General features: G+C 60.1%; 22 protein-coding genes. 8 read left to right on the forward strand and 14 right to left on the reverse strand.

Annotated elements, in window-relative coordinates:
• The first annotated feature begins 41 nt into the window (after window positions 1-41).
• Window positions 42-662 carry a hypothetical protein gene (locus tag RFER_RS23565; RefSeq protein ID WP_041792696.1) on the forward strand — a complete coding sequence of 207 codons (621 nt, stop codon included), beginning with the start codon at window positions 42-44 and terminating at the stop codon, window positions 660-662.
• Window positions 663-744: 82 nt separating this feature from the next.
• Here the strand turns inward: RFER_RS23565 and RFER_RS16960 are convergent, their stop codons facing one another.
• From RFER_RS16960 to RFER_RS16985, 6 genes are all read right to left on the reverse strand, one after another.
• Window positions 745-1,686, reverse strand: a complete 942-nt coding sequence (locus RFER_RS16960) for a zinc-ribbon and DUF3426 domain-containing protein (protein ID WP_011465622.1) — start codon at window positions 1,684-1,686, stop codon at window positions 745-747.
• Window positions 1,687-1,720: 34 nt separating this feature from the next.
• Complete coding sequence (gene prmA, locus RFER_RS16965) at window positions 1,721-2,626, reverse strand: 50S ribosomal protein L11 methyltransferase (protein ID WP_011465623.1); 906 nt, start codon at window positions 2,624-2,626, stop codon at window positions 1,721-1,723.
• Between the two features lie 132 nt (window positions 2,627-2,758).
• On the reverse strand, window positions 2,759-4,108 hold the full coding sequence (accC, locus tag RFER_RS16970; RefSeq protein ID WP_011465624.1) for an acetyl-CoA carboxylase biotin carboxylase subunit: 1,350 nt from the start codon (window positions 4,106-4,108) through the stop codon (window positions 2,759-2,761).
• Window positions 4,109-4,126: 18 nt separating this feature from the next.
• The gene (accB, locus tag RFER_RS16975; RefSeq protein ID WP_011465625.1) at window positions 4,127-4,570 is read right to left on the reverse strand and encodes an acetyl-CoA carboxylase biotin carboxyl carrier protein; all 444 of its coding nucleotides are present in this window, start codon (window positions 4,568-4,570) and stop codon (window positions 4,127-4,129) included.
• Between the two features lie 169 nt (window positions 4,571-4,739).
• On the reverse strand, window positions 4,740-5,306 hold the full coding sequence (locus RFER_RS16980) for a TlpA disulfide reductase family protein (RefSeq protein WP_011465626.1): 567 nt from the start codon (window positions 5,304-5,306) through the stop codon (window positions 4,740-4,742).
• A complete protein-coding gene (locus RFER_RS16985; protein WP_011465627.1) occupies window positions 5,299-5,895 on the reverse strand; it encodes a hypothetical protein in 597 nt (198 codons plus the stop codon). The genes RFER_RS16980 and RFER_RS16985 overlap by 8 nt, the downstream gene beginning before the upstream one ends.
• Window positions 5,896-5,950: 55 nt before the next feature.
• Here RFER_RS16985 and mpl point away from each other — a divergent pair, with 55 nt between their 5' ends.
• Entirely contained in the window at window positions 5,951-7,351 is a 1,401-nt protein-coding gene (mpl, locus tag RFER_RS16990) for a UDP-N-acetylmuramate:L-alanyl-gamma-D-glutamyl-meso-diaminopimelate ligase (RefSeq protein ID WP_011465628.1), read from the forward strand.
• Window positions 7,352-7,433: 82 nt separating this feature from the next.
• On the opposite strand, the gene RFER_RS16995 is transcribed toward mpl, so the two are convergent.
• On the reverse strand, window positions 7,434-8,402 hold the full coding sequence (locus RFER_RS16995; protein WP_011465629.1) for a lipase secretion chaperone: 969 nt from the start codon (window positions 8,400-8,402) through the stop codon (window positions 7,434-7,436).
• A gap of 7 nt (window positions 8,403-8,409) precedes the next feature.
• On the reverse strand, window positions 8,410-9,327 hold the full coding sequence (locus RFER_RS17000; RefSeq protein ID WP_011465630.1) for a lipase family alpha/beta hydrolase: 918 nt from the start codon (window positions 9,325-9,327) through the stop codon (window positions 8,410-8,412).
• A 415-nt stretch (window positions 9,328-9,742) separates the two neighbouring features.
• On the opposite strand from RFER_RS17000, the gene RFER_RS17005 reads away from it, so the two are divergent.
• From RFER_RS17005 to RFER_RS17025, 5 genes are all read left to right on the forward strand, one after another.
• Window positions 9,743-10,375 carry a DUF6806 family protein gene (locus tag RFER_RS17005; RefSeq protein WP_011465631.1) on the forward strand — a complete coding sequence of 211 codons (633 nt, stop codon included), beginning with the start codon at window positions 9,743-9,745 and terminating at the stop codon, window positions 10,373-10,375.
• Window positions 10,376-10,485: 110 nt separating this feature from the next.
• Window positions 10,486-12,243 (forward strand): GspE/PulE family protein, encoded by a 1,758-nt coding sequence (locus RFER_RS17010; RefSeq protein ID WP_011465632.1) that lies wholly within the window; start codon window positions 10,486-10,488, stop codon window positions 12,241-12,243.
• A gap of 6 nt (window positions 12,244-12,249) precedes the next feature.
• On the forward strand, window positions 12,250-13,488 hold the full coding sequence (locus RFER_RS17015; RefSeq protein ID WP_011465633.1) for a type II secretion system F family protein: 1,239 nt from the start codon (window positions 12,250-12,252) through the stop codon (window positions 13,486-13,488).
• Between the two features lie 2 nt (window positions 13,489-13,490).
• Window positions 13,491-13,991 (forward strand): hypothetical protein, encoded by a 501-nt coding sequence (locus RFER_RS17020; protein ID WP_011465634.1) that lies wholly within the window; start codon window positions 13,491-13,493, stop codon window positions 13,989-13,991.
• Window positions 13,992-14,327: 336 nt separating this feature from the next.
• Window positions 14,328-14,747: a pilin gene (locus RFER_RS17025; protein ID WP_011465635.1), complete on the forward strand. Its 420-nt coding sequence runs from the start codon at window positions 14,328-14,330 to the stop codon at window positions 14,745-14,747.
• Between the two features lie 289 nt (window positions 14,748-15,036).
• Here the strand turns inward: RFER_RS17025 and RFER_RS17030 are convergent, their stop codons facing one another.
• From RFER_RS17030 to tldD, 6 genes are all read right to left on the reverse strand, one after another.
• A complete protein-coding gene (locus RFER_RS17030; RefSeq protein ID WP_011465636.1) occupies window positions 15,037-15,651 on the reverse strand; it encodes a hypothetical protein in 615 nt (204 codons plus the stop codon).
• Between the two features lie 144 nt (window positions 15,652-15,795).
• Window positions 15,796-17,154, reverse strand: coding sequence for a tRNA (N6-isopentenyl adenosine(37)-C2)-methylthiotransferase MiaB (miaB, locus tag RFER_RS17035; protein WP_011465637.1), 1,359 nt, complete (start codon window positions 17,152-17,154; stop codon window positions 15,796-15,798).
• A 134-nt stretch (window positions 17,155-17,288) separates the two neighbouring features.
• Window positions 17,289-17,693 carry a hypothetical protein gene (locus tag RFER_RS17040; protein WP_011465638.1) on the reverse strand — a complete coding sequence of 135 codons (405 nt, stop codon included), beginning with the start codon at window positions 17,691-17,693 and terminating at the stop codon, window positions 17,289-17,291.
• Between the two features lie 151 nt (window positions 17,694-17,844).
• On the reverse strand, window positions 17,845-18,984 hold the full coding sequence (locus tag RFER_RS17045) for a 3-deoxy-7-phosphoheptulonate synthase (protein ID WP_011465639.1): 1,140 nt from the start codon (window positions 18,982-18,984) through the stop codon (window positions 17,845-17,847).
• 193 nt (window positions 18,985-19,177) lie between these two features.
• Entirely contained in the window at window positions 19,178-20,722 is a 1,545-nt protein-coding gene (locus RFER_RS17050; RefSeq protein ID WP_011465640.1) for a hypothetical protein, read from the reverse strand.
• The gene (gene tldD / locus RFER_RS17055; protein ID WP_011465641.1) at window positions 20,719-22,191 is read right to left on the reverse strand and encodes a metalloprotease TldD; all 1,473 of its coding nucleotides are present in this window, start codon (window positions 22,189-22,191) and stop codon (window positions 20,719-20,721) included. The genes RFER_RS17050 and tldD overlap by 4 nt, the downstream gene beginning before the upstream one ends.
• A 64-nt stretch (window positions 22,192-22,255) precedes the next feature.
• Between tldD and RFER_RS17060 the strand changes: the two genes are divergently transcribed.
• A complete protein-coding gene (locus RFER_RS17060; RefSeq protein ID WP_011465642.1) occupies window positions 22,256-24,838 on the forward strand; it encodes a bifunctional diguanylate cyclase/phosphodiesterase in 2,583 nt (860 codons plus the stop codon).
• Window positions 24,839-24,866: the final 28 nt, after the last annotated feature.

Consider the following 24,866-nt stretch of genomic DNA (forward strand, 5'->3'; position numbering starts at 1 on the left):
GGCATGAAGTGCTCTTAGTAAATTGATCAAGGAGAACAATGATGGCAACTGCAAAAAAACCGGTCGCAAAAAAGGCCGCTCCCGTGAAGAAAGCTGCACCAGCCAAGAAAGCTGCACCAGCCAAGAAAGCTGCACCAGCCAAGAAAGCTGCACCGGCTAAGAAAGCTGCACCGGCTAAGAAAGCTGCACCGGCTAAGAAAGCTGCACCGGCTAAGAAAGCTGCACCAGCCAAGAAAGCTGCACCAGCCAAGAAAGCTGCACCGGCTAAGAAAGCTGCACCAGCCAAGAAAGCTGCACCGGCTAAGAAAGCTGCACCGGCTAAGAAAGCTGCACCGGCTAAGAAAGCTGCACCGGCCAAGAAAGCTGCACCGGCCAAGAAAGCTGCACCGGCTAAGAAAGCTGCACCGGCTAAGAAAGCTGCACCGGCTAAGAAAGCTGCACCAGCCAAGAAAGCTGCACCAGCTAAGAAAGCTGCACCGGCTAAGAAGGCTGCACCGGCTAAGAAGGCTGCACCGGCTAAGAAGGCTGCACCGGCTAAGAAGGCTGCACCGGCTAAGAAAGCTGCACCGGCTAAGAAGGCAAGCGCTCCAGCGGCACCTGTGGCTCAGACCACCTTGAACCCGCAAGCGGCCTGGCCTTTTCCATCGGGCAGCAAACCCTGAAAAGCCAAGCTGGTTTTTCTTCAAGCCCGGTGTCGCAAGGCCCCGGGCCTTTTTTTGCCCCCGGCAAAAGGGGGAAACAAGCTCAGGGATAAAAAGTCAGCAAACGATACCCTGCGATGCGATCAGACGTGCCCACCGCCTTGATCTCCAGGGCCAGAGAAATCGGCCACTCAGCGCCCGCAGTCATCGCATCCGATTTAAGGCCGAGTTCTGAGGGCAGTAGTACCCGCCGCACCACTGGCTGATCCAGTGAGTCAGTCAGCGTCAGCTCAATGGCCGACACAGCCAGTGAAATATCTGCTGTATTTTTTACTGTGAAATTCAAACGGTAAGAATCGCCCTGCAGTCTGTTAAATGACGAACTGTCAATCACGATGGATTCAATACGTCGCAACGGCGACACGACGCAATTCAAAGGCGCACAGAGGGCCAGCAACAAGGGCCGCAAGCCAGGCTCCAGCGCCACGATCCGATTGCGCTCATGCAACACAATTTGTCCCAACAGCCCGAGCAGCAATACCAAACTCAGCAAAACCAAAGTCGCACGCATGATCGGCTTGTGCCAGAAAACGCCACTCTTGCTGTCCCGCAGGAAAGAGACTTCGTCTAGCTCATCACGGACGTCGGTTTCGTCGGCGTCTCGGCCGGCATCTGCCGTATATCCGGTTGCCATGGCTGTTGAAACGGCTGACGGCGCTAAGTCCGAGGTGTCCATAGGGTGCACAGACTCATCCAACCGATCGAGTTCCTCCACCAAAGGCATTGGAACGGACGAACCTTCATCAACCGGCGAGACCTCGGCCACAGGCAACCCGGATGCATCCACCGCGGTCAGGGCCTCGGGCAACTCCGGCTGTTGAGTTGATGGCAATTGCGGCGCAGGCGGCGCCTGTAGCAGGTGAAGCGCAGCGTCGAATATTTCGTCACATTGGCCACACCTCACCCAGCCTTCGGAAATCCGAAGTTGGTCTGGCACGACCTTGAACAGGGTCTGGCAGGACGGGCAACGTGTGATCAGGCTCATGGGTTGAAAATTGTAGAGCCGTGCCCGGAACAGTTCAGTTTGACGCGGTCATCAATATCCAGCCCTCTTGCTGATCCGAAATCACCAATTGGCAATAGGGTGCGTAAGCCGCTTTCAGCTCATCAGCTTGGGTGCCAAGAATGCCGGCCAATACCAGCGAGCCGCCGGGCGCCACATGCGACCACAACAAGGGCGCCAGCACCTTCAAGGGAGTCGCCAGAATATTGGCCAACACGGTTTGATAGACACCCGTGGCGGCATCCGGGAAGCCGGCCTTCAGATGAACCTGATTGGCCTGCGCATTCAGCACGGTCGATTCAACCGCCGCATCATCAATATCAACTGCGTCAATGTCAGTGGCGCCATACTTGGCCGCGCCGATGGCGAGAATGCCCGAGCCACAACCGTAATCCAGCACCCGGCCCAGCGCATGATTGACTGTGGATTCATCGCCGTGACCACGCTGGGCAATCCAGCGCAAACACATGCGGGTGGTCGGGTGGGTGCCAGTGCCAAACGCCAAACCCGGGTCGAGACGAATGACAATGCGGGCCTGCGCGGGCGGTTCGTGCCAGGTCGGCACGATCCAGAACTCTGGCGTAATTTCCACCGGCGTGAACTGGGACTGGGTCAAACGCACCCAATCCTGCTCCGCCACGGCCTGCATACCCAACAGTTGGCAGTCCGCAAAAAAATCCTGCGCTTGCAACAGGTCCAAGGCTTCTTTCGCCAACACCTCAGAGGCATACAACGCGCTTACCCGCGAGCGCTGCCAACCCGTTTTGGGTGGCGGCATGCCAGGCTCTCCGAACAAAGCCTGCTCGGCATCGGTCTGGGCATCGGCATCCTCAATACTGACACTCAAGGCGTCCAGCGCTTCGAGCGTGTCACTCAAGGTCCCAACCCGGTTCTCCGGGCACATCAAGGTCAGTTCAAACATGCTTTCCTAATTAGTTGAGGACAGAGCTGGTTCGCGCAGCAATACTGCGGCCTGTCCCGCAATGTTTCAGGCTAGTTGAGGATAGAGCTGGCTCGCGCCGCCATACTGCGGCCTGTCCCGCAAGGTTTCAGTCTAGCGTGTGTGCTGGGCAAGCCATTCTTCAAGATAGTGGATGTTGGTGCCACCGGACATGAACTTCGCGTCCACCATCAACTCACGGTGCAGCGCAATGTTGGTGTTGATGCCCTCCACCACCGTTTCACCCAAGGCTGTTCGCATACGCGCCAAGGCCTGCTCACGTGTGTCGCCGTGCACAATGATCTTGCCAATCATCGAGTCGTAATTTGAGGGAACGAAGTAATTGGTGTAGATGTGGGAGTCCACCCGCACCCCTGGCCCGCCCGGTGCGTGCCACATGGTGACTCGACCAGGTGAAGGAATGAATTTAAAGGGGTCTTCAGCATTCACACGACATTCAATGGCGTGTCCACGAATCTCAATCTGGCGTTGCGTGAACGGCAACTTCTCACCGGCCGCCACCATGATCTGGGTCTTGACAATATCCACCCCGGTAATCATTTCCGTGACCGGGTGCTCCACCTGCACGCGGGTATTCATTTCGATGAAATAAAACTCGCCGTCTTCATACAAAAACTCGAAAGTGCCGGCCCCGCGATAACCAATTTTTTTGCACGCTGACACGCAGCGATCGCCCAGACGTTCAATCAGCTTGCGTGCAATACCGGGCGCAGGCGCTTCTTCCAGCACTTTTTGGTGCCGCCGCTGCATCGAGCAATCTCGCTCACCCAGGTACACCGCGTTCCTGTACTTGTCCGCCAGAATCTGGATTTCAATATGCCTGGGGTTCTGGAGAAACTTCTCCAGATACACCGCCGGGTTGCCAAAAGCGGCGCCGGCTTCGGCTTTGGTCATGGTGACAGCATTGAGCAAAGCCGCTTCGGTATGGACCACGCGCATACCGCGTCCACCCCCGCCCCCCGCAGCCTTGATGATGACCGGGTAACCCACGGCCTTGGCAATACGGCGAACTTGCACCGGATCATCGGGCAGCTCGCCTTCCGAACCTGGTACACAGGGAACGCCCGCCTTGATCATCGCCTGCTTGGCAGAGACCTTGTCACCCATCATGCGAATCGATTCGGGTGTCGGGCCAATAAACTGAAAACCACTTTTCTCCACCCGCTCGGCAAAATCAGCGTTTTCGCTCAAAAAACCGTAACCGGGATGGATCGCCTCGGCATCCGTCACTTCAGCGGCCGAAATGATGGCGGGCATATTCAGATAGCTCAGAGCCGACTGCGCGGGTCCGATGCAGACGGCTTCTTCGGCCAACTTGACGTACTTGGCCTCGCGATCAGCCTCCGAATAGACCATGACCGCCTGGATACCAAGCTCACGACAGGCACGTTGAATTCTGAGGGCAATTTCGCCCCGATTGGCAACCAGGATTTTCTTGAACATGGGAATGGCCGCTTTACATCACTCAATCACAAACAAGGGCTGTCCGTACTCAACGGCCTGTCCGTTCTCGCAAAGAATTTGCGTCACCGTTCCCGATTTATCGGCTTCGATTTCATTGAGAATCTTCATGGCCTCAATAATGCAGACGGTTTCACCGATTTTGATGGCATCCCCAATCTCAACAAAAGCCTTGGCGCCCGGGGACGCAGACCGATAAAAAGTCCCAACCATCGGCGATTTGACGGTGTGAACAGCAACGGTGGGCGCAACCGCAGGCGCAGGACTCTGGGCCGCCACTGCAACAGGCGCCAGCGCAGCGGCGGGGGCCGCATACTGCTGAAGAACCATGGCGCCACCGCCCTTGACGATGCGAACCTTGCCTTCGGCTTCTGTGATCTCCAACTCCGAGACATTTGACTCTGACACCAGGTCAATCAGCGTCTTCAATTTTCTAAGGTCCATGAGATCTCCAACGAATTTAAAATAATGACCGGCGAATTTACCTTAAATTTCGCCAAAGTACAGCTATCTTCTTTTATTTTGCAGAATTTCGGTCAAATTTAGACAATCAATCTATTGACCATTGGCATCGTCGAGCCGCTGAACAACGGCTGTTTGTTGCGCTTCGCACCTATTTCAATGTTGCCCAAGCCAACAGATTCGCCGGCGACACTTGACCTATTTTACGATGCGCCACCACCCCATCTGATCCAAGCACCACAGTGAACGGCAAACCACCACTCAAATTACCGAGCGATTTGCTGAGTTCAACACCGGGAACTCCTGCCAGCACGACTGGAAAAGTCACCGGAGTCTTCACCAAAAACCGCTTGACCGGCTCCAACTGATCCACCGCCAAACCAAGCATTTGCCATCCTTTGGCTGAATGCTCCTGATAGAAGCTGCTCAATAGCGGTAGTTCTTCCACACAAGGCGGGCACCAGGTGGCCCAGAAATTCAACAGCACAGGCTTGCCGCGCAACGAAGCCATACTGAACACGCCACCATCGAGTCCTGGGAACTCCAGTTGCCAAAGTCCCGAGTCGGCGGCCGGCGGCATCGTCTGCGGCGCGTAGGTCCGCCAAGCCAAGCCAACGCCTCCCAAAGCGGCGGCACCGGCCACCGCACCCATCAACCAGCGCCGACGGGTCCTTGAGCGGTTTTCTGCGAGTTCGGAAGAAAGGGGCGATTCAATCATGGCGCTGATCATGCAACAGACGCCGCACCGCCACCAAGTCCCCACGCGGTGGGCGCCCTTTGGCATCAGGTTTGAGCGCGCCCCGCACGTCGTCGCGGTCGTACACCAACAAGTGAACGCCCACATCTTCCTTCAGGTCGGGGCAAAAAGCATGCACACTCAAGGCCTCAACCGCTGCACCGTTGAAACCGCTGACCGTGCGCGGCACGTAGTCCACCTGATGGTCAATGAGCGATATCTCCGCCGATTTACTGTCATCACAAAACAACTGAATGTAAATATCCGACAATCGCGTCGCTGTGCCGTGCCACACGGCTCCTCCCAAATAGGGCCGAAACGCCGCCATACGTTCCATCCAGACCAAGGCCAAGCGACGCAAAGCCAACAACTCACCGGGCTGGGTGTCGGCACAGAAGACTGACAGGTACTCCACCACCGCATCTTCGATTTCGTCATTGCCCGGCACGGCGGTGCGCAGCGGCAGACCCATATGCTTGACGGCGCGGCGCTTGGCTGGCCCGTACTCGAGCCCCTCCTCCACCACCAAGCGTGCAGCCACGGCCGAAATTTCTGATTTCAGGGTTTCCATACGGCCTCATTTTGCCCCGGTTTGGGGGTGCAGGGCAGCAGCCTAAAATTCAACCATGCATATTCATATTCTTGGTATTTGTGGCACTTTCATGGGTGGTTTGGCCGCTTTGGCACGGGAGGCTGGCCACAAAGTCACCGGCTGCGACGCCGGCGTTTATCCGCCCATGAGCGACCAGTTGCGAGCGCTTGGCATTGACCTGATTGAAGGCTTCGGCGCCGACCAGTTGGCACTTGTCCCTGACATGTTTGTGGTGGGTAACGTGGTCAGCCGCGCCCACCTGGCCGATGGAAGCCCGAAATTTCCCTTGATGGAAGCCATTCTGGACGCAGGCCTGCCCTACACCAGCGGCCCCCAGTGGCTGGCCGAGCACATCCTGCAGGGTCGGCATGTCATCGCCGTCGCGGGCACCCATGGCAAAACGACCACCACCGCCATGGTCGCCTGGATACTGGAATGCGCTGGTTTGCAGCCCGGATTTCTGGTCGGCGGCGTACCGGTGAATTTTGGCGTGTCAGCCCGTTTGGGGGCAGGCCGGACTTTTGTGATCGAAGCCGACGAATACGACACCGCATTTTTCGACAAGCGCAGCAAATTTGTGCATTACCGGCCGCGCACCGCCGTGCTCAACAACCTCGAATTCGACCACGCTGACATTTTTGATGACCTGGCCGCGATTGAGCGCCAATTTCATCACCTGCTGCGCACCGTGCCAGGCGCAGGCCCGCACGGTTCGGGTCGGGTCGTCGTCAACGGACTGGAAGAAAGCCTGGCACGGGTGATCCACGCGGGCTGCTGGAGTGAAGTCCGCAGCTTTGGCGCGGTGGTCAGTGATTTCACGGCACGCGGTGAGCCGCAGGAATTCGACGTGTTGTACCAGAACCAACTCGTCGGCCACGTGAAGTGGGCACTAACTGGCGTACACAACCAGCTCAATGCACTGGCGGCCATTGCGGCGGCCCAACATGTGGAGGTTTCGCCCGAGGCCGCCGCCCGCGCGCTGGGCAGCTTTGAGAATGTGAAACGACGCATGGAAATTCGCGGCAGCGTGCAGCGCGCTGATGGCAGCATCACGGTGTACGACGACTTTGCCCACCACCCAACCGCCATTCGTACAACCGTCGACGGTCTGCGGCGAAAGCTGGGCCCCAAGCAACGCATCCTGGCGGTGTTTGAGCCGCGCAGCAACACCATGAAGCTCGGCACCATGAAAGCCCAATTGCCGTGGAGTCTGGCCGATGCCGATCTGGCTTTTTGCCACGGGGGTGGACTGGGCTGGGATGCGCGCGAGGCCTTGGCCAGCATGGGCGCCAAAGCCCAGGTGGCCGACACCATCGATGACTTGGTGGCGCAGGTGGTGGCGCAAGCGAGAGCGGGCGACCACATCCTGTGCATGAGCAACGGCGGCTTTGGCGGCGTTCACCTGAAGCTGTTACAGGCGCTAGAAAATAGATAGCAACTTACCAAACAGGGACAGGGGCTAAAACCCTAAAAGGCTCATAGTGCCACCCCCTATCAGCGCCGGGTCCGGCCCCTGTTCAGGGTTCATAAGCCGCCAGACGACGGCGCTCGTCCGAGCTGAACCGGGACTGGCGCAACTGCGCTAACGCCGACTCGCGCTGTGCCGGTGGTGCGTCGGCCTGTGCCTCGAGCAACTTGCTGCGCTCGCTCAGGTAAGTGGCGATGCGGCTCTTCCAGGCGATTTCTTCGCGGTCCACCTCGGCCAGGCGGGCAGCGGCTTCAGGGTTGAGCTCCCTGGACCGCAGGCGATAGACATCGTCGTCGCTGGCGCCCTGGGCACGCAGGTCCTGCGCCATTTGCTCGATTCTGAGCACCCGGCGGGGTGCCTCGCGTTCTTCACGCAGCACCGCCGACTGGGTGGCATCGAGTGTTGCGAGTTGCTCCTTCTTCTGCGCTGCGGTGAGCGCCGGGTTCTGGCTGATCTCCAGCCGCGCCACGGCATCCATGTCGTAGTCATCCTCAAAGCCGAACATGCCCTGGGTTTCTTCGGCGCTGAAGAACTGGGACCGCAAGTCCTGCATGGCCAGCAGGCGCCGACGGACAGCTTGCACACCGGCGCCTGCCAGCTCCGGGTTCTTGTCCAATCCGACCAAAGCCAGCTTGAACTGCAAATACAGGGCCAACAAGCGCCTAACCCCAGGCAGTTGATGGGCAGGCAAGCGCCGTTGCAGCTCACTGCTGATTTCCAGCCGGATGGCGTCAATACGCTGCTCGCCGACGGCACTCAGGTAATAGTCGAACAGGCGTTTGAGTTCAGCGTACGGCAATGGGCCTGACTGCGCTTGCGCGGCAGCTGGCAAAGCCCGCAAGTCGCCGTCGGGCACGGTGTCCTGCATGGAGTGCACAAACGCCGCCCCAACAACCACTGGCGCCGCGCTGAACGACGAGGTCTCGGGGCTGGCGGCGTGCGGCCACCACCGCCAGCCTGCAAGCACCAGGACCAGACCGAACAGGCCCCAGGCGAGGTGTCTGACACGCAGCTTCATCAGCGCGTTACAGGCCCAGGTTCTTCAACCGGTTGGCTTGCTGGCGGTACAAGGTGACCGGGTTGGTCTCGAACAGATTCACCAGGCCGACGGTTTGATTGACTTCGTCCAGGTGGTTCAACGCGTAGTCATCGCGGATCACACGACCCAGACGGCTGGAACAACTCGCCACCAAGCCGTCGTTCTTGGCCCCGTTAAAGGCAAGCGAAGTCAACGCCAGGGCCGGGTCCAGGACGTCGAACACGTTGGTGTAGGGTTTGGCACCGCTCCAGGAAAAATAGGCCACGCCCCGCACCGCGTACGCGCCCTCGCCGCAGGCCGTGGTCGGCAGGCCTTCAGGATGAGCCAGATTGAACTTGAGCGAACCTGCGGTACTGAGCGACTGCGCCGCCGCCAGTGAGTCCTGCGACAGGCCCGAGCCGCCGGACAGGAAACTGATGATGGAGCCCAGGCCGTTGGTGATCGAAATCAGCACGCTGTTGGAAAGCGATCCGGGCGGTGCGACGCCCAGCAGCACATCGGCCACGGCCGAGCCCTTGTTCACACCGCCAACCGAGGTGACCGAGGCCACCAGATCAGGGCGCACCGAGGCGACGTAGCGGATGGTCGGGCCGCCATGGCTGTGCCCGATCAGGTTCACCTTGCTCGCGCCCGTGGCGGCCAGAATCTGTTTCACCTGGACCAGCAACTGCTCGCCCCGCACTTCGGTGCTGTTGGCCGCGGAGACCTGCGTCACATACACCTGGGCACCGTCCGCGCGCAGGGCTGAAGGAATGCCGTACCAGTAGTCGAGCGGGCCGATATTGTCAAAACCGAACAAGCCATGCACTAACACAATCGGGAACCTGGTTTGGGTGTAGCCAGCCGCCCAGGAGGAAGCGGGTAACAGGGCCAGGGCCAGCAAACAGCCACCGAGCCAGGTCATCAAAGTTTTTTTCAAAATTGTCTCCTGAAGGACCGCGAGGTCAATAGGGTTGAAAGGATTTCGCTTGACTAGCCAGTGCGACCTCTGGGGTGGGGCGCTGTCGCCTGATGACCGCTGCCGGAAGATCGTGTTAACCGGTTTGAGCCTGAATAGCACGAGTGTGCTTTTTTGGATATTAGTGCGCGTTGAACGGTTTGTCATGCTGGAAAACCCGAGCGCTGGTAAACCCGGACTGACAGTCGACTTGAAGCGCTCGCCATGGCCCGGCCCGTCGCCCGCCTCGCAGGGACACGTCATGGCACAATCAGTCTCGACGAGTCAAAACCCAACCAGCAGGGCCACTTACTGAAACTTGAACCGATGCGGCTTCATGCCTATTTTTCGGTTTTGATCCTGACCACTAAATTCACATTCCATGGCACGCTACAACACCCCTTTTGAAATCCATGTCCATGGCCAGGTGAGCTTGCGCCCCAATGTTGTTTTTGAGCAGTTGCAAGAAGCCCTCAAGCCGTTATGGAAATACGCCGGCGCGCGGTCCTTGGCCGATGCCGCCGACAGCTCCTACGAAGACGAGCCGGGCATCAAATTTGACCCGCAGGAGCATCTGCTGCAGATGTGCTGGACCGTGGCCGGTGACGATGATTTTCGCCAGGTGCTGGATGAAATGTGCATGAACCTCAATGAGGTGGCGCAAGCCGGTGCCGCGATCGAAGTTACGTTTTATGACGCTGAGTTTGACGATGAGGACGAGGATTCGGACGCCGAGTCACGCGATGATTTTGTGATGCTCTTCGTGGGGCCAGACCCGGCGGCCATCATGCAGGTACAGCGCGACTTGCTGGTGCAGGATGTGGTGAACCTGATGGAACGCCATTTTGATGGCGCCGAGCTGGTGGGCGTGGTGGCTGAAGTCGACAAGTTGTTCAGCCAGCGCTTTGACGACCTGGTGAATTCGCTGCAACTCGGGCGCCCCCCGCGGGGTTCCGGCGGTGGCCATGGCGGCATCGGCCATGGCGGCGGGCGCAAGCCGCGCCATTTGCACTGAGGTGGCATGAGGCAAGGCATTTTTTCAAGCAAAACCGGGCTCTAGCCCCCGTATTCATTGCCTAGTGCGCTATCATTTTTGTATTATTTAATCCCTGGATGACCTGACCAATGGCAGCCGTTTCCTCCCCGCAGGTCCGCCCACTGCCCGTGCCAGGTCGACCTGAGAAGCTGCGCCTGGGCGACGTGCTGGTTCAGCAGCGCCTGATTTCACAGGAACAGCTGCAAAAGACCCTGGACCTGCAACGCCAGACCGGCAAAAAAGTCGGCCGTCTGCTGATCGAGACCGGCATCATCACCGAAGAACTGCTGGCCAATGGTCTGGCGCGGCAGTTGCGCATTCCGTTCGTCAACCTCAAGACCTTCCCGTTTCGTGCCGACGTGGTCAAGCTGCTGCCTGAATCCGCGGCGCGGCGTTTTCGGGCCTTGGTGCTCGAAGACAAAGGCGACTCCCTGCTGCTGGCCTTGGGCGACCCGCTGGACTTGTTTGCCTTTGATGAGTTGACGCGCCTGCTCAAGCGCAACATCGCCATCGCGGCGGTGCCCGAAACCCAGCTGGCGCTGGCGTTTGACCGGCTCTATCGCCGCACCGAAGAGATCAGCGGCCTGGCCCGCGCGCTGGAAAAGGATCTGGGTGACGCCGTTGACTTTGGCGAGCTCACGGCAACGGCCGGCATCGAGGGCGCGCCGGTGGTGCGCCTGCTGCAGTCGCTGTTTGAAGACGCCATCCAGGTCGGCGCCTCCGACGTGCACATTGAGCCGCAGGAAGCGGGTCTGCAAATCCGGGTGCGGGTCGATGGTGTGTTGCAAACCCAAACGCTGGCCGACAAACGCATTGCCGGCGCCTTGGCCCAGCGCCTCAAGCTGATGGCGGGGCTTGATATTTCTGAAAAGCGTCTGCCGCAGGACGGCCGCTTCAGCGTCCGTCTGAAAGAGCAAACCATTGACGTGCGCCTGTCCACCCTGCCCACCAGCTACGGCGAATCGGTCGTCATGCGGCTGCTGATCCAGGGCGCGGGCATGCGCCGCCTGGACGGCATTGGCATGCCGGAGGCGATGCTCAAACGCTTTCGCGAAGTACTGGGCCGCAGCGCCGGTCTGGTGCTGGTCACCGGGCCCACCGGCTCCGGCAAAACCACCACCTTGTATGCCGCGCTGGCCGAAATCAACGCCGCCGAACTGAAAGTCATCACGGTCGAAGACCCGGTGGAATACCGCTTGCCCGGCATTACCCAGGTGCAGGTCAACGACAAGATTGAGCTGAGCTTTGCGCGCGTGCTGCGCGCCACGCTGCGGCAAGATCCTGACGTGATCCTGGTCGGTGAAATGCGGGACGCCGAGACGGCCGAGATCGGCTTGCGTGCCGCCATCACCGGGCATCTGGTGCTCTCGACCTTGCATACGCGCGACGCCATCAGCACGCCGTTTCGGCTGCTCGACATGGGCGTGCCACCGTTCATGGTAGCCACCTCCTTGCAGGCTGTGATTGCACAGCGGCTGGTGCGGCTCAACTGCAGTGAATGCGCTGAACCGCAGGAGCCCAGCGCCCAGGAGCTGGCCTGGCTCACCAGCATGGTCGAAGCGGGCGATGTGGTGCAAGCCCGGCGCGGTCGGGGTTGCAGCGCCTGCAACGGTACCGGCTATGCGGGGCGCCAGGGCATCTACGAACTGTTGGAGATGGATGCCGGGCTCACCCAAGCCGCCTCGCACGCCGACCCGGCCACGTTCATGAAGCTGGCCCGCGAGCGCATGAAGGGCCACACGCTGGCGCATCATGTGCTGGCGCTGGTGCGCCAGGGGCGCACGTCCCTGGCCGAGGCCTTGCGCATTGGCTTCGATGTGGACGAAGACCTGGGCGCGCCGGACTAAACCCACATGGCAACCTATGCATGGCGTGGCCGCAACGTCCGGGGCGAGGCCGTTCAGGGCCAGTTAGAGGCCATGACCGAAGGCGGCGTGGCCGACCAGTTGATGTCGATCGGTGTGGCACCGGTCCACATTGCGATTGCGCCCGAAAAGACCGAAACCGCCACCGACAACTGGTTCGCGCGCCTGAACCGCAAGCCGGTGGTGGTCGAAGACATCCTGGTGTTCTCGCGCCAGATGTACACCCTGAACAAGGCCGGGGTTCCCATTTTGCGGGCCTTTGCCGGACTGGAGGCCTCAGCCACCAAGCCGGCCATGGTCGACATGCTCAAAGACATTCGCGCCAGCCTGGATCAGGGGCGCGAACTCTCCGCCGCCATGGCGCGCCACCAGGACGTGTTTGGTGCTTTCTATATCTCGATGATCCGGGTCGGCGAGATGACGGGCCGCCTCACCGAGGTTTTTTTGCGCCTGAACGAACACCTGGAGTTCGAGCGCGACGTGCGCGAGCGCATCAAGCAGGCCATGCGCTACCCCATTTTTGTGCTGATCGCCATGGCGATTGCGGTGGTCATCCTGAACATCTTCGTCATTCCGGTGTTTGCCAACGTGTTTGCCGGCTTTCATGCCGAGCTGCCGCTGATCACCCGCGGGCTGCTGGCGTTCTCGGCCTGGATGCTGGCGTGGTGGCCCTTGCTGCTGGCGGGCGCCATTGGCGCGGTCGTGCTGATACGCGGCTACTTGAACACGACGGCCGGGCGTTACCGCTGGGACGCGCGCAAGCTCAAATTGCCCATCGTGGGCGACATTGTTTTGAAAGCCACGCTGGCGCGCTTTGCCCGCAGCTTTGCGCTCTCAAGCCAAAGCGGCGTGCCGCTGGTGCAGGCGCTCACCGTGGTGGCGCAAACCGTGGACAACGCTTTTATTGGTAGCCGCATCGAGCAAATGCGCGACGGCATCGAGCGCGGCGAGACCATCACACGCTGCGCCGCCGCCACCGGCGTCTTTACCCCCGTCGTGCTGCAAATGATCGCGGTCGGCGAGGAAACCGGCGAGCTCGACAACCTGCTGTTTGAGATTGCCGGCATGTACGAGCGCGAGACGGACTACAACATCAAGGGCCTGTCGGCGGCGATCGAGCCCATCCTGCTGGCCGTCATTGCCGTGCTGGTGCTGCTGCTGGCGCTGGGCGTTTTCTTGCCGCTGTGGAACCTGGGCCAGGCCGCCATGGGCAAAGGCGGCGGCTAGTCGTGCCCGACAAGCGTTTGACAACGGGCCATGTCTCGTTCTGGAACCAGCGCCTGGTCGAGTGGTCGATGCTGGCGCTGGTCATCGTGCTGTTGCTGGGCGTATTGGCCTACAAGGTGCGGGAGCTGCACGCTCAAGCTGAGCTGGCGACCGTGCGCTCGACGCTGGGCAACTTGCGCACCGCTTTTGTGCTCGACCATTTGCGCCGCAGCGTGCCTTCGGGTGCTGGCGCGGCGGTGCAAAACAACCCGTTTGAACTATTGGAACATCGCCTGCCCAATTATTTTGGTGCCGCCAGCGCCGCGCAGGCGCTGGCGGCACCAGCGGGCAGTTGGGTGTTTGACGCCGCCTGCGTCTGCGTCGGCTACCTGCCGCTTGGCACCGAATGGCTGCAAAGCCCCACGGGTGACGTGATGGCCTGGTACCAGATCAGCGGTGCGCCCGGGCCTCTGCAGTTAACGGCCAGAGAAGTCTATGTCTGGCAGGGGCAGGTGATGAACTAACGATCAAACGAACATTCAGAAACAAAAATTGCACATGAGGATATGACTTTTGTGTTATGGAAACAACACAAGTCCGTCGAGCGCTGCAGCGCTACCTGGTGAACTATTTTGGCCAGATGAACCCGACGCCAGCGCAATGAATCAGCCCTGATTGGCGAGTTCTTAGCCCGGCAACGGGTCAGTGAAGATGCGCTTGGGACATTGCAAAGTTTTCATGCCTAGCAGCATCCACCTAAAATGGAGCCGCTATTTAGACTTCTTGCGAGAAGAATTTGTAGCAAAACGTTTGAAATCATTTTCAAACAAGGTTTTTAAATATTTTCGAAAGTGAAAAACATGAAACAAGTACAACGTGGTTTTACGTTGATCGAGCTGGTGATGGTGATCGTGATTCTGGGCGTGTTGGCCGCGGTGGCGATTCCGAAATTTGTGGATTTGAAGGCTGATGCTCAGCAAGCATCTATGCAAGGCGTGGCAGGTGCGGCAGCATCAGCGTCGGCCATCAACTATGGCGGATGTTCGATCGCGACCGCAGCGAGTGCTCCGACTAAGTGCAAGGCCGTTAACACATGTACATCCGTCGGAACTGTCTTGAGTGGTGGCTCATTCCCAACAGGGTATACCGCAGCTTCAACGACGACGGAGCTTGCAGCTGCGGCAGCATCCAATGGGGAGACCAGAACCTGCAAGTTGACCTTGGCTGGATACACCGCGTCACCTGACGTGACGTTTGAGGTCATCGGTGCTGGCAATTAATGGCCAGTCGAAGAGGTAATCAGCGCCGGATTCCAATCAAGTAGGATTAAAAGATAGACCCCGATTCAGCCTCAATGACAAAACCAAAAAAGCGACCATGTGTCGCTTTTTTTCGATCTTCTTCAAAGAAAGGAATTGTGGTGAACCTGAAAATGTATGCCAAATCAGCCTGTAGCCCCCGTCAGATAATCTCAACATGCTATCAAATACGTAGTTTAAATCAAAGGCGCAGCCTCAAAAGCTAGCTTCGTGCTGGCCAGCCTTCGCCCAACAAATCGAAGTCCGTCGGCTAAAGCAACCAACGGAACATAACAACAAACAGGTAGATGCTGGCGGCCAGCAGCAACCAACCCACCCGTTGCGCATGGTGCTCAACAAACAGGTCCACCGGGTCATGCGTGACGTCCAGCACCTTGGTGGCTTGGCGCGATGAGACCCACTGATTGGCCTGTGTTTCCATGCCGCGCAGCAGGCTGGGGCGAATCCAGTAAACCGCGCCGACCAGCAGCGCCGCAGCAGCGCCAATCAGCGCAAAAAGTACCAGCGCCTGCAGCAACATTCCTGCCAACTGCTGGTTGGCCACATAGACGCCCAGCACGCGCAGGGCGGCTGCTTGGTCCAGCTGCAAACCAAAATACAGCAGCATGTAGCCCGCACCCACGACGACCAACGGACCCAGCACAAGGTGGTGTCGATAAAACCATCGCTCGGTGCGGATGCTGCGATCCATCCACTGGCTGATTGAGCGCAACGAAACCCAGTGGTTGGCGGCGCGGTTGACACGCTGCAGAAGTTGCGGTCTGAAGAGCAGCAACAGTGCCATGGCCGTGCCCATCAATGCGCCTATCAGCAAGAAGAGAGCGAGCGAGCGCCACAATAAATCCGCCACGATAGGGTTCTGCATTTGCGTCACTGCTCCGGTTGGAATACGAGTTGGGTAGCCGGGTGTTTGAGTTTGAGTCTAATCGCAGAAAAACTGCGGATCAATGACGGCCAAGCCCGCCTATGCCGGCGCAGGAGAAAAGTGGCACTGGCTGGAGAACAGGGGCTACCCGGTCAGCACCTCGTTTTGCGTCACCACCTCACCGCGCAGCGTGAAGCTGCGCGTCTCCGTGATGGCCACATCCACCATCTGCCCGATCAGGCGCGGCTGGCCACAGAAGTTGACGACCCGGTTGCACTCGGTGCGGCCCATCAGTTCGGTGCTGTCGCGCTTGGAGGCACCCTCCACCAGAATGCGCTGCACCGTCCCCAGGCGGCTCTCCGAGATGCGCTTGATGCTGTCGTTGATGACCGTCTGCAAATGCTGCAGCCGGCGCAGCTTCACCTCATGCGGGGTGTCGTCATGCAGATTGGCCGCCGGGGTGCCGGGGCGCGGGCTGAAGATGAAGCTGAAACTGTTGTCAAAGCCCACATCGTCGATGAGTTTCATCATCTTGCTGAAGTCGTCTTCGGTTTCACCGGGGAAGCCGACGATGAAGTCGCTGCTCAGCGCCATATCAGGCCGGATGGCGCGCAGCTTGCGCACCGTGCTTTTGTATTCCATGGCGGTGTAGCCGCGCTTCATGGCCATCAGGATGCGGTCCGAGCCGTGCTGCACCGGCAGGTGCAAATGGCTGACCAGCTTGGGCAACTTGTCGTAGGCCGCAATCAGTGAAGGCGTGAACTCGTTGGGGTGGCTGGTCACGTAGCGGATGCGCTCAATGCCGGGAATGTCCGACACGTATTCCAGCAGGGTGGCGAAGTCGGCCATCTCGCTTGAGAGCGCGCTGGCAGCGCCAATCATCCGGGACCGCCAGGCGTTGACGTTTTGCCCCAGCAGCGTGATTTCTTTCACACCCTGATCCGCCAGGCCGGCGACCTCGACCAGCACATCTTCAAACGGGCGGCTCACTTCTTCGCCGCGGGTGTAGGGCACCACGCAGTAGCTGCAGTATTTGGAGCAGCCTTCCATGATGCTCACGAACGCGCTGGCGCCTTCGACCCGGGCGGGCGGCAGGTGGTCAAACTTCTCGATCTCGGGAAAGCTGATGTCCACCTGCGAGCGGTTGAGCCGCTCGCGCTCGGCCAGCAGTTGCGGCAGGCGGTGCAGGGTTTGCGGCCCAAACACCACATCGACATAAGGCGCGCGCTCGATGATGGCGGCACCTTCCTGGCTGGCAACACAGCCACCGACGCCAATCAGCGCGCCTTTTTTCTTCAGGTGTTTGACACGCCCCAGGTCGGAGAACACTTTCTCCTGCGCCTTTTCACGCACCGAGCAGGTGTTGAACAAGATCAGGTCGGCTTCTTCCACGTTGTCAGTGGGCTCGTAGCCCTGCGCAGCGCCCAGCACATCGCTCATCTTGTCCGAGTCGTACTCGTTCATCTGGCAGCCGTAGGTTTTGATGAAGACTTTTTTGCTCATGGTGAAACTCACTCAATTACTATGAATTAGATAGCAGCTAATGCCCTATTGACGAGGGCTATCGCCTGATTTGTTATAAATATCCTGGGCGCGCAGCCAAGCCGCTGGTCGGGCTGGCCAGGCGCCCGCCGTGGCTATTGCCGGGGAAACTTGGGCAGCTGGTCGAACGGCGTTTTGCCGTCGTCAGTTTTGGGCTTGTCGGCGTCCGAGCCAAAGACAAAGTTGGTCACCGGCTCCATGCCGGCACGTTTTTCTTTAGCTTCTTCAGGACTCAGAATCCACAACTCGTGAATCAGCCCTTGCCCGTCGCGCCGGTAATTCACCAACACGCTTTGTCCCACCAAGGAGGCCGACAGCACCAGGGCGTCGTTGACACCCTTGATGCGGGCGCCGGGTGCGAGTCGCGCCGCCGCGCCATTGATCAGCACCTCGGGCGGCATTGTGACCACCAGCGTGCCGCGCTGGGCGGTGGCGGGAAACTGGCGCACGCCGGTTTGCGCGCAGGCCAGGTTGAAGCTCAGGGCTGACGCGCTGAGCACAAGGAGGCAAAGCCTCCTGAGAAAAAGGGGGGGGCTAGAGGTCAGGCAGCGGTTCATGGTGTTTGTCCAGAGGCTGAAAAAGCGCTTGCGGGATGCCAGCGTCGAGGCGCAAGTGTAAATGACGCACCGCTGCCCTGCCCCCCGTGCGTCTTTAGCCCGCCCGGCGCGCTTTGACTGCCGCCGCCAACACCTCCAGCAATTCGACCGAGTCGTCCCAACCCAGGCAGGCGTCGGTGATGCTCTTGCCGTATTCCAGCTTGGACAGGTCGTCCTTGCCCGGCGTGAACTTCTGGGCACCGGCGATCAAGTGGCTTTCCACCATCACGCCGAACACACTTCTTGAGCCGCTGGCCAGCTGTGCGGCAATGTCGCGTGCCACGTCGAGTTGCTTCTCGTGTTGCTTGCTGCTGTTGGCGTGGCTGCAGTCGACCATCAAGGTCGCCGGCAGTTTGGCTTTTTCGAGGTCTTTGCACGCTGCAGCGACGCTGGCCGCGTCATAGTTGGGGGCCTTGCCACCGCGCAAGATGACGTGGCAGTCTTTATTGCCTTTGGTTTGCACGATCGCCACCTGACCATTCTTGTGCACGGACAAAAAGTGGTGCGCGCCGGCGGCGGCCTGAATCGCGTCGGTGGCGATCCTGATGTTGCCATCGGTGCCGTTCTTGAAGCCTATCGGCGCCGACAGCCCCGAGGCCAGTTCGCGGTGCACCTGGCTCTCGGTGGTGCGCGCACCAATCGCGCCCCAGGAGATCAAGTCACCCAGGTACTGGGGTGAAATCACATCCAGAAACTCGCTGCCGGCGGGCAGGCCCAGGCGGTTGATCTCGATCAGCAACTGGCGCGCGATGCGCAGGCCTTCGTCGATGCGAAAGGTTTCGTCCAGATACGGGTCGTTGATCAGGCCCTTCCAGCCGACGGTGGTGCGGGGTTTTTCAAAGTAGACGCGCATCACAATTTCCAGCGTGTCGGCGTACTTTTCGCGCTGCACCTGAAGCTGGCGCGCATAGTCCAGCGCGGCGGCCGGGTTGTGGATGGAACACGGGCCAATCACCACCAGCAAGCGGTCATCCTTGCCCGCCATGATGTTGTGGATGCGCCGGCGGGTGCTGCTGATCAGCGACTCCACGGCCGTTCCGTGAATGGGGAAAAAGCGGATCAAATGCTCGGGAGGCGGTAACACGGTGATGTCCTTGATGCGTTCGTTGTCAGTCTGACCGGTGCGGTCGGTGGCATTGGCGACAACGTTCGCATACCAGGCATCGGTGCTGGCAGCAATGGATTTGGCAGTCATGTGCAGTTCCTCGGTTCATCAAAAAAAGTCATAAAAAAACCGCCGGGGTAGCCGGCGGTTTTTGGAAGATCAGGACGTTTGGTTTGGGTACGTTCAGAACTCTCTACCGCCGCAGGCGCTTGAGAACCAAAAGTAGCTAAAGAAAAAACAGAACGATTTCATGGCTTCACTTTAGCATAGTCGGGCACGCGGCTCATTTCTGAACAAAGCCGTTGAATTGATAGGCCACCGACAAGCCCGCCACGTTGGCTTTGAAATCGCCACCACGCATGGCCTGAATACGCCCTGCCGTGGCCAGCACCGACACCTGCTTTGTCAAGCGGTAGCCAATTGAAGCATTGAGTTGCCCCACCAGTCCACCACCCACCGCCAGACCGCCGCCACCGGCCGCGCCCACCAGCGCTTCGCCCTCGGCAAACCAGCGCTGTGACAACTGCTGCTGCACACCGGCACCCAGTTGCCCGGTCATGTAGGCCCCCGCCTCGCCGGCATAAGCGGCCAGGCCTTGACCGGTGACAAACCACTGGGGCGTCACAAAATAGTCAAGCTGCACGCCCAGATTGCTCACCGACTCGTCGACATACTGGTTGCGCCACTGGGGTGAGGCCTTGAAATAGGTCTGGTTTGCCACCCGCACACGCAGGTTTTCTGCGTCAAAACCACCCAGAGCGGGCCAGGAAATACGGTTGCCAGAGACCCCCGGCAAACCAAACTGGTAGGTCAATTTGAGGGCCGCACTTTGCGCCCTGAAACTGCGCGACGGTGCTCGCACTTCGCCCACCGAGAACTCCAGCGCGGTACGCTCGCTCAGGTTTTGCTGCAGCGAAACCCCCGCGTCCAACAGCAAACCCCCGCCGGTGTCAGCCCCGCCGCCGCCTGCCGGGCCGGCCGCGGCATGGAGTTTGACCGCACTGCCGCGCCAAAGCGGCATGCGGTAGCCACCGCCGGCCAGAATTTGCATGTAGCCATTGCTCTGGCCGCCCATGGCGCCTTCCGACTCCAGTTTGACAAACCAGTTGGGGTCCAGGTAAGACAGCCATTCGACGCCGACCAACTGCATGCTGCTGTGTTGCGGCTGACCATCGTCACGCAGCACGGAGGCCGGAATTCTGTAACTGCGGGCCACCAGCGCAAACTCATTGCGGTGGGACGACACGCTGGCGCCATCTGCCGTGCCGGCACGGGGTGGGGTATCCCAACCCGGACTCAACAAACTGTAGAACGGATATTCGTAGCGCAGATAGGGCTGCGTGCTGCGAATCACACCCGACGGAAACCGCACATGGCTCACGCCAAAGGCAAAATTACCGACGTTGGGCACTTCGTAGGTCAAACCCAGATCAGCGCGCAGCATCAGACCACCACCCGACAAGGCGCTGGTGCCACCACGCCCGCCGCCGGCGCCAACAAACAAACCGGTGTGAGCCAGCCAGCTTGGACTGAGCCGCTGGCGCCACTCACCGGCCAGACCCAGCGTGATGAAACCGCCACGGTCACCGCGCACGGCCCCGTAACTGCCCACACCCAATCGCAGCTGCTCACTCACATCAAACATGAGGTCGCCGCCGACCATGCCCATTTTTTCGCCGCCCGGCAGTGCCAGCGTTTCAGAGGTCAAACGCCAGGTCGTGGCGGTCGGTTTCAGTCCGGCAGTCGGTTCGCTATTGCCCTGGGCACGACCCAAGGAAGACCCCAACAAGCCACCGGCGCACAGGCTGGCCACAATCAAGTTTTTCACGCCGTGCCTCCCACCGTCAAACCATCAATACGCAAGGTCGGCTGCCCCACGCCCACCGGCACACTCTGGCCTTCTTTACCGCAGGTGCCGACACCGCTGTCGAGCTTCAAGTCATTGCCGATCATGCTGACGCGCTTGAGCACATCCGGGCCGCTACCAACGATGGTCGCGCCCTTGACCGGGTACAGGATCTTGCCGTTTTCAACCCAGTAGGCTTCACTGGCCGAAAACACGAACTTGCCCGAGGTGATGTCCACCTGGCCGCCGCCAAAGTTGGTGGCGTACAGACCCTTCTTGATGCTGGCCACAATCTCGTCGGGCGACTTGTCCCCGGCGAGCATGTAGGTATTGGTCATGCGCGGGATCGGCACATGGGCGTAGCTCTCGCGACGCCCGTTGCCGGTGGGCGCCACCCCCATCAGGCGCGCATTCATGGCGTCCTGCATATAGCCCTTGAGAATGCCATCTTCAATCAGCACATTGCGGGCGCTGGTGTTGCCTTCATCATCGACATTGAGCGAGCCACGGCGGTCGGCGATGGTGCCGTCATCCAGCACGGTCACGCCCTTGGCGGCGACACGCTGGCCGACCCGGCCACTGAACGCGCTGGAGCCCTTGCGGTTGAAATCGCCTTCCAGCCCATGACCAATCGCCTCGTGCAACAAGATGCCGGGCCAGCCGGGCCCCAGCACCACGGTCATCTCACCCGCCGGCGCCGGGCGGGCTTCCAGGTTGATCAGCGCGGCTTTCACCGCCTCATCGACGTATTGCGTGATCAGCGCCTCGTCAAAATAAGCCAGCCCAAAGCGCCCGCCGCCACCGGCCGAGCCCATTTCACGCCGCACCTTGCCGCCGACGCCCTGTTCGGCAATCACCGTCACCGACAGGCGCACCAGCGGGCGGACATCGGCCGCCAGCATGCCGTCGGCACGCGCCACCAGCACCACGTCGTATTCGCTCGCCACGCCCGCCATGACCTGCGCCACGCGCGGGTCCTTGGCACGGGCCAGTTGCTCGACACGCTCCAGCAGCTTGACCTTGGCCGCGCTGTCGAGTGTGGTGATCGGGTCCAAGCCGGGGTACAAGGAACGCCCATAAGCTATCTTTTTTGTAGCTACTCGCGCCCGCCTTGTCTGGGCGAGAGCCGAAATTGACCTGACAGTGCGGGCCGCATCCAGCAGCGAGGACTCGGAGATGTCATCCGAATAGGCAAACGCCGTTTTCTCGCCGCTGACAGCGCGCACGCCGACACCCTGGTCAATGCTGAAGGAGCCGGTCTTGACAATGCCTTCTTCCAGGCTCCAGCCCTCAGAACGCGTGTATTGAAAATACAGGTCGGCTTCGTCCACCTGATGCGCCTTGATTTCTTTTAAGGCCTGGGCCAGGTGGGATTCATCCAGCCCAAAGGGCGTGAGCAGCAGGGACTTGGCCAGGCCTAAGCGTTCAAGAGTGGGTTCGCGAGAGATCATTGATTCATTTTAGGTGGTGCGCCGATAATCATGATGACATGCTGCCTGAAAACCCTGCCTCTTGATGTTGACGACGCCGGCCTCGCACCACAAACCGACGCAGCCCATGCGGGTGGCCGGGGTCGTCTTCTTGCTGGCGGCCGTGCTCAGCGCCGGTCTGATCTGGCACCAGGAACGCCAGCGCAGGGAGCATGCGCGCGCCGAGGTTTACACGCTGGCACAAGACCATGCCAAAGCAGCCCGGGAACAGCTGGATCGCGCCCTTTCCGCCATCTACGCGATGGCCGCGCTGGTCCAGCAAGGCCGTGGTCAAGTGGATAACTTCGACGCCGTGGCCGCCAGGATGCTGCCGTTTTACCCAGGTGTGTCGGTGCTGATTCTCGCCCCGGGCGGCGTTATTCGTAACGCGGTGCCGCTGGCCGGCAATGAAAAAGCAATTGGCCTGGATTTGCTGAAAGACCCGGTGATGCAGCAGGAAGCGCAGCGGGCGCGATCGACCGGGCAACTCACGCTGGCCGGTCCGCTTGAACTCAGGCAAGGCGGCTTGGGCCTGGTGGCCAGATTACCGATCTACCTCGACAACGCTCAGGGCACGCCAGAGTTCTGGGGTTTCACCAATGTGGTGATGCGTTTTCCGCAGACCCTGGAGTCGGCCCACTTGCCCAGCCTGCTTCAGCGTGGGCTGGATTACAAACTTTGGCGCGTCAACCCCGAAACAAGGCAGACTCAGATCATCGCGGAATCACAGTCTGCGCCGTTGATCGAGCCGGTCATCCAAGGTTTTGAAGTACCCAACGGCGCCTGGTCGCTCAGTGTGGCGCCGCGACTGGGCTGGGGCGACCGGGCAGGTTTGGCCGGCAAGACTTTTATCGGACTGTTGTTTTCATGGCTGCTGGCCTATCTGGCCAAACTCCTGACGCGCCAACGCGCCTACAAGATCAATCTGGAGCAGCAGGTGACTGAACGCACTGCCGAAATCCAGGCGTCAGAGCGCCAACTCAGCGCCACGCTGGACGCCATACCGGATCTCTTATTTGAGATGGACTTGAACGGACGTTACCTGCTGTGCCATTCGCCGCGCGCCGCCGACCTGCTTGACGCACCGGTGCAGGCCCTGCTTGGCAAGACGGTGTCCGAGGTGCTGCCCCCTGCGGCCGCCGAAGTGGTGCTGCAGGCCCTCAAGCAGGCGCATGAACTCGGTCTGGCCCACGGTCAGCAATTTGAACTGGCATCGCCAGAGCAAGACCGGTGGTTTGAGCTTTCAGTGGCGCGCAAGGCGGTCAGCGCGGGCCAAGAGCCGCGCTTCATCGTGATCTCGCGCGAGATCACCGAGCGCAAACAAGCCGAGAAAGACATCCAGAAACTGGCCTATTTCGATGCGTTGACCAGCCTGCCCAATCGCAGCCTGCTCAACGACCGCATCCGCCACGCCCTGAGCGAGGCCGACCGACGCCAGGAATCACTGGCCTTGATGTTCCTGGACCTCGACCACTTCAAGAACATCAATGACACGCTCGGGCACGGGGTGGGCGACCAACTGCTGGTGGCACTGGCGGCGCGGATGCAGTCGGTCGTGCGCGAACAAGACACGGTGGCGCGCCTGGGGGGTGATGAGTTCATCCTGCTGCTGCCGGACACCGGCTCCAAGGGCGCGGCGCGCGTCGCCCAGAAGTTGCTGCAAACCATCAGCCTGCCCGTGCAGATCGGGCCGCACGAACTGACGGTGACGCCCTCCATGGGCATTGCCCAGTACCCGCGGGACGGCGACGATCTGGAGACACTGTCCAGACGCGCCGACATCGCCATGTACCGCGCCAAACAAAGCGGACGCAACGGCTACCAGTTTTACACGACCGAAATGCAGCTCACGACCGACCGCGCACTCCAGATTGAAAACGCCTTGCGCCGCGCACTGGAGCGCGATCAGTTGCGCCTGCACTACCAGCCCCAGTTGTCGCTCAGCACGAACAGAATCGTCGGCGTCGAGGCGCTGCTGCGCTGGCAGCATCCGGAACTGGGGCAGGTCGCACCGGCCGAATTCATTGCGATTGCCGAAGCCAGCGGTCAGATTCAAGGCATCGGTGAATGGGTGCTGCGCACCGCTGCCCAGCAAGCCAAACAATGGCGGGATCTGGGCCTGGCGCCGATGACGATGTCGGTCAACCTCTCCGCCGTGCAGTTTCGTCACCCCGATCTGCCCGAACTGGTGGCCAGAATACTGGCCGAGGCGCAACTGCCGCCCCAATTTCTTGAACTGGAGTTGACCGAAGGGGTGGCACTGCATGACCCGCTGGGCGCCATTGCGGTCATGGAGCACATGCACCAGCAGGGCGTGAAGATTTCAATCGATGACTTTGGCACCGGCTACTCGTCGCTGAGCTACCTCAAGCGTTTTCACGCCCACCAGCTCAAGATCGACCAGTCGTTTGTACGCGACATCACCGACGACCCGGAAGATCTGGCCATCGTCAATGCCATCATCAGCATGGCCCACAGCCTGGGCATGAACACCATCGCCGAGGGGGTTGAAACCCAGGCGCAATTGACGTTGTTACGCGCGCAAGGCTGCGACGAGGTGCAGGGGTATTTCTTTTGCAGACCCCAACCACCAGAAGAACTGGTGGCTTTTCTGCGTGCGCACAGTTGATATCGATCCGTTGAGGACGGAACTGGCG

The sequence above is a fragment of the Rhodoferax ferrireducens T118 genome, from assembly GCF_000013605.1.
Lineage (GTDB): Bacteria > Pseudomonadota > Gammaproteobacteria > Burkholderiales > Burkholderiaceae_C > Rhodoferax > Rhodoferax ferrireducens.

Bases quoted from the DNA above. Each gene is read 5' to 3' on its own strand.
- RFER_RS23565 (WP_041792696.1), top strand. From the start codon at position 42: ATGGCAACTGCAAAAAAACCGGTCGCAAAAAAGGCCGCTCCCGTGAAG.
- RFER_RS16960 (WP_011465622.1), bottom strand. From the start codon at position 1,686: ATGAGCCTGATCACACGTTGCCCGTCCTGCCAGACCCTGTTCAAGGTC.
- prmA (WP_011465623.1), bottom strand. From the start codon at position 2,626: ATGTTTGAACTGACCTTGATGTGCCCGGAGAACCGGGTTGGGACCTTG.
- accC (WP_011465624.1), bottom strand. From the start codon at position 4,108: ATGTTCAAGAAAATCCTGGTTGCCAATCGGGGCGAAATTGCCCTCAGA.
- accB (WP_011465625.1), bottom strand. From the start codon at position 4,570: ATGGACCTTAGAAAATTGAAGACGCTGATTGACCTGGTGTCAGAGTCA.
- RFER_RS16980 (WP_011465626.1), bottom strand. From the start codon at position 5,306: ATGATTGAATCGCCCCTTTCTTCCGAACTCGCAGAAAACCGCTCAAGG.
- RFER_RS16985 (WP_011465627.1), bottom strand. From the start codon at position 5,895: ATGGAAACCCTGAAATCAGAAATTTCGGCCGTGGCTGCACGCTTGGTG.
- mpl (WP_011465628.1), top strand. From the start codon at position 5,951: ATGCATATTCATATTCTTGGTATTTGTGGCACTTTCATGGGTGGTTTG.
- RFER_RS16995 (WP_011465629.1), bottom strand. From the start codon at position 8,402: ATGAAGCTGCGTGTCAGACACCTCGCCTGGGGCCTGTTCGGTCTGGTC.
- RFER_RS17000 (WP_011465630.1), bottom strand. From the start codon at position 9,327: ATGACCTGGCTCGGTGGCTGTTTGCTGGCCCTGGCCCTGTTACCCGCT.
- RFER_RS17005 (WP_011465631.1), top strand. From the start codon at position 9,743: ATGGCACGCTACAACACCCCTTTTGAAATCCATGTCCATGGCCAGGTG.
- RFER_RS17010 (WP_011465632.1), top strand. From the start codon at position 10,486: ATGGCAGCCGTTTCCTCCCCGCAGGTCCGCCCACTGCCCGTGCCAGGT.
- RFER_RS17015 (WP_011465633.1), top strand. From the start codon at position 12,250: ATGGCAACCTATGCATGGCGTGGCCGCAACGTCCGGGGCGAGGCCGTT.
- RFER_RS17025 (WP_011465635.1), top strand. From the start codon at position 14,328: ATGAAACAAGTACAACGTGGTTTTACGTTGATCGAGCTGGTGATGGTG.
- RFER_RS17030 (WP_011465636.1), bottom strand. From the start codon at position 15,651: ATGCAGAACCCTATCGTGGCGGATTTATTGTGGCGCTCGCTCGCTCTC.
- miaB (WP_011465637.1), bottom strand. From the start codon at position 17,154: ATGAGCAAAAAAGTCTTCATCAAAACCTACGGCTGCCAGATGAACGAG.
- RFER_RS17045 (WP_011465639.1), bottom strand. From the start codon at position 18,984: ATGACTGCCAAATCCATTGCTGCCAGCACCGATGCCTGGTATGCGAAC.
- tldD (WP_011465641.1), bottom strand. From the start codon at position 22,191: ATGATCTCTCGCGAACCCACTCTTGAACGCTTAGGCCTGGCCAAGTCC.
- RFER_RS17060 (WP_011465642.1), top strand. From the start codon at position 22,256: ATGTTGACGACGCCGGCCTCGCACCACAAACCGACGCAGCCCATGCGG.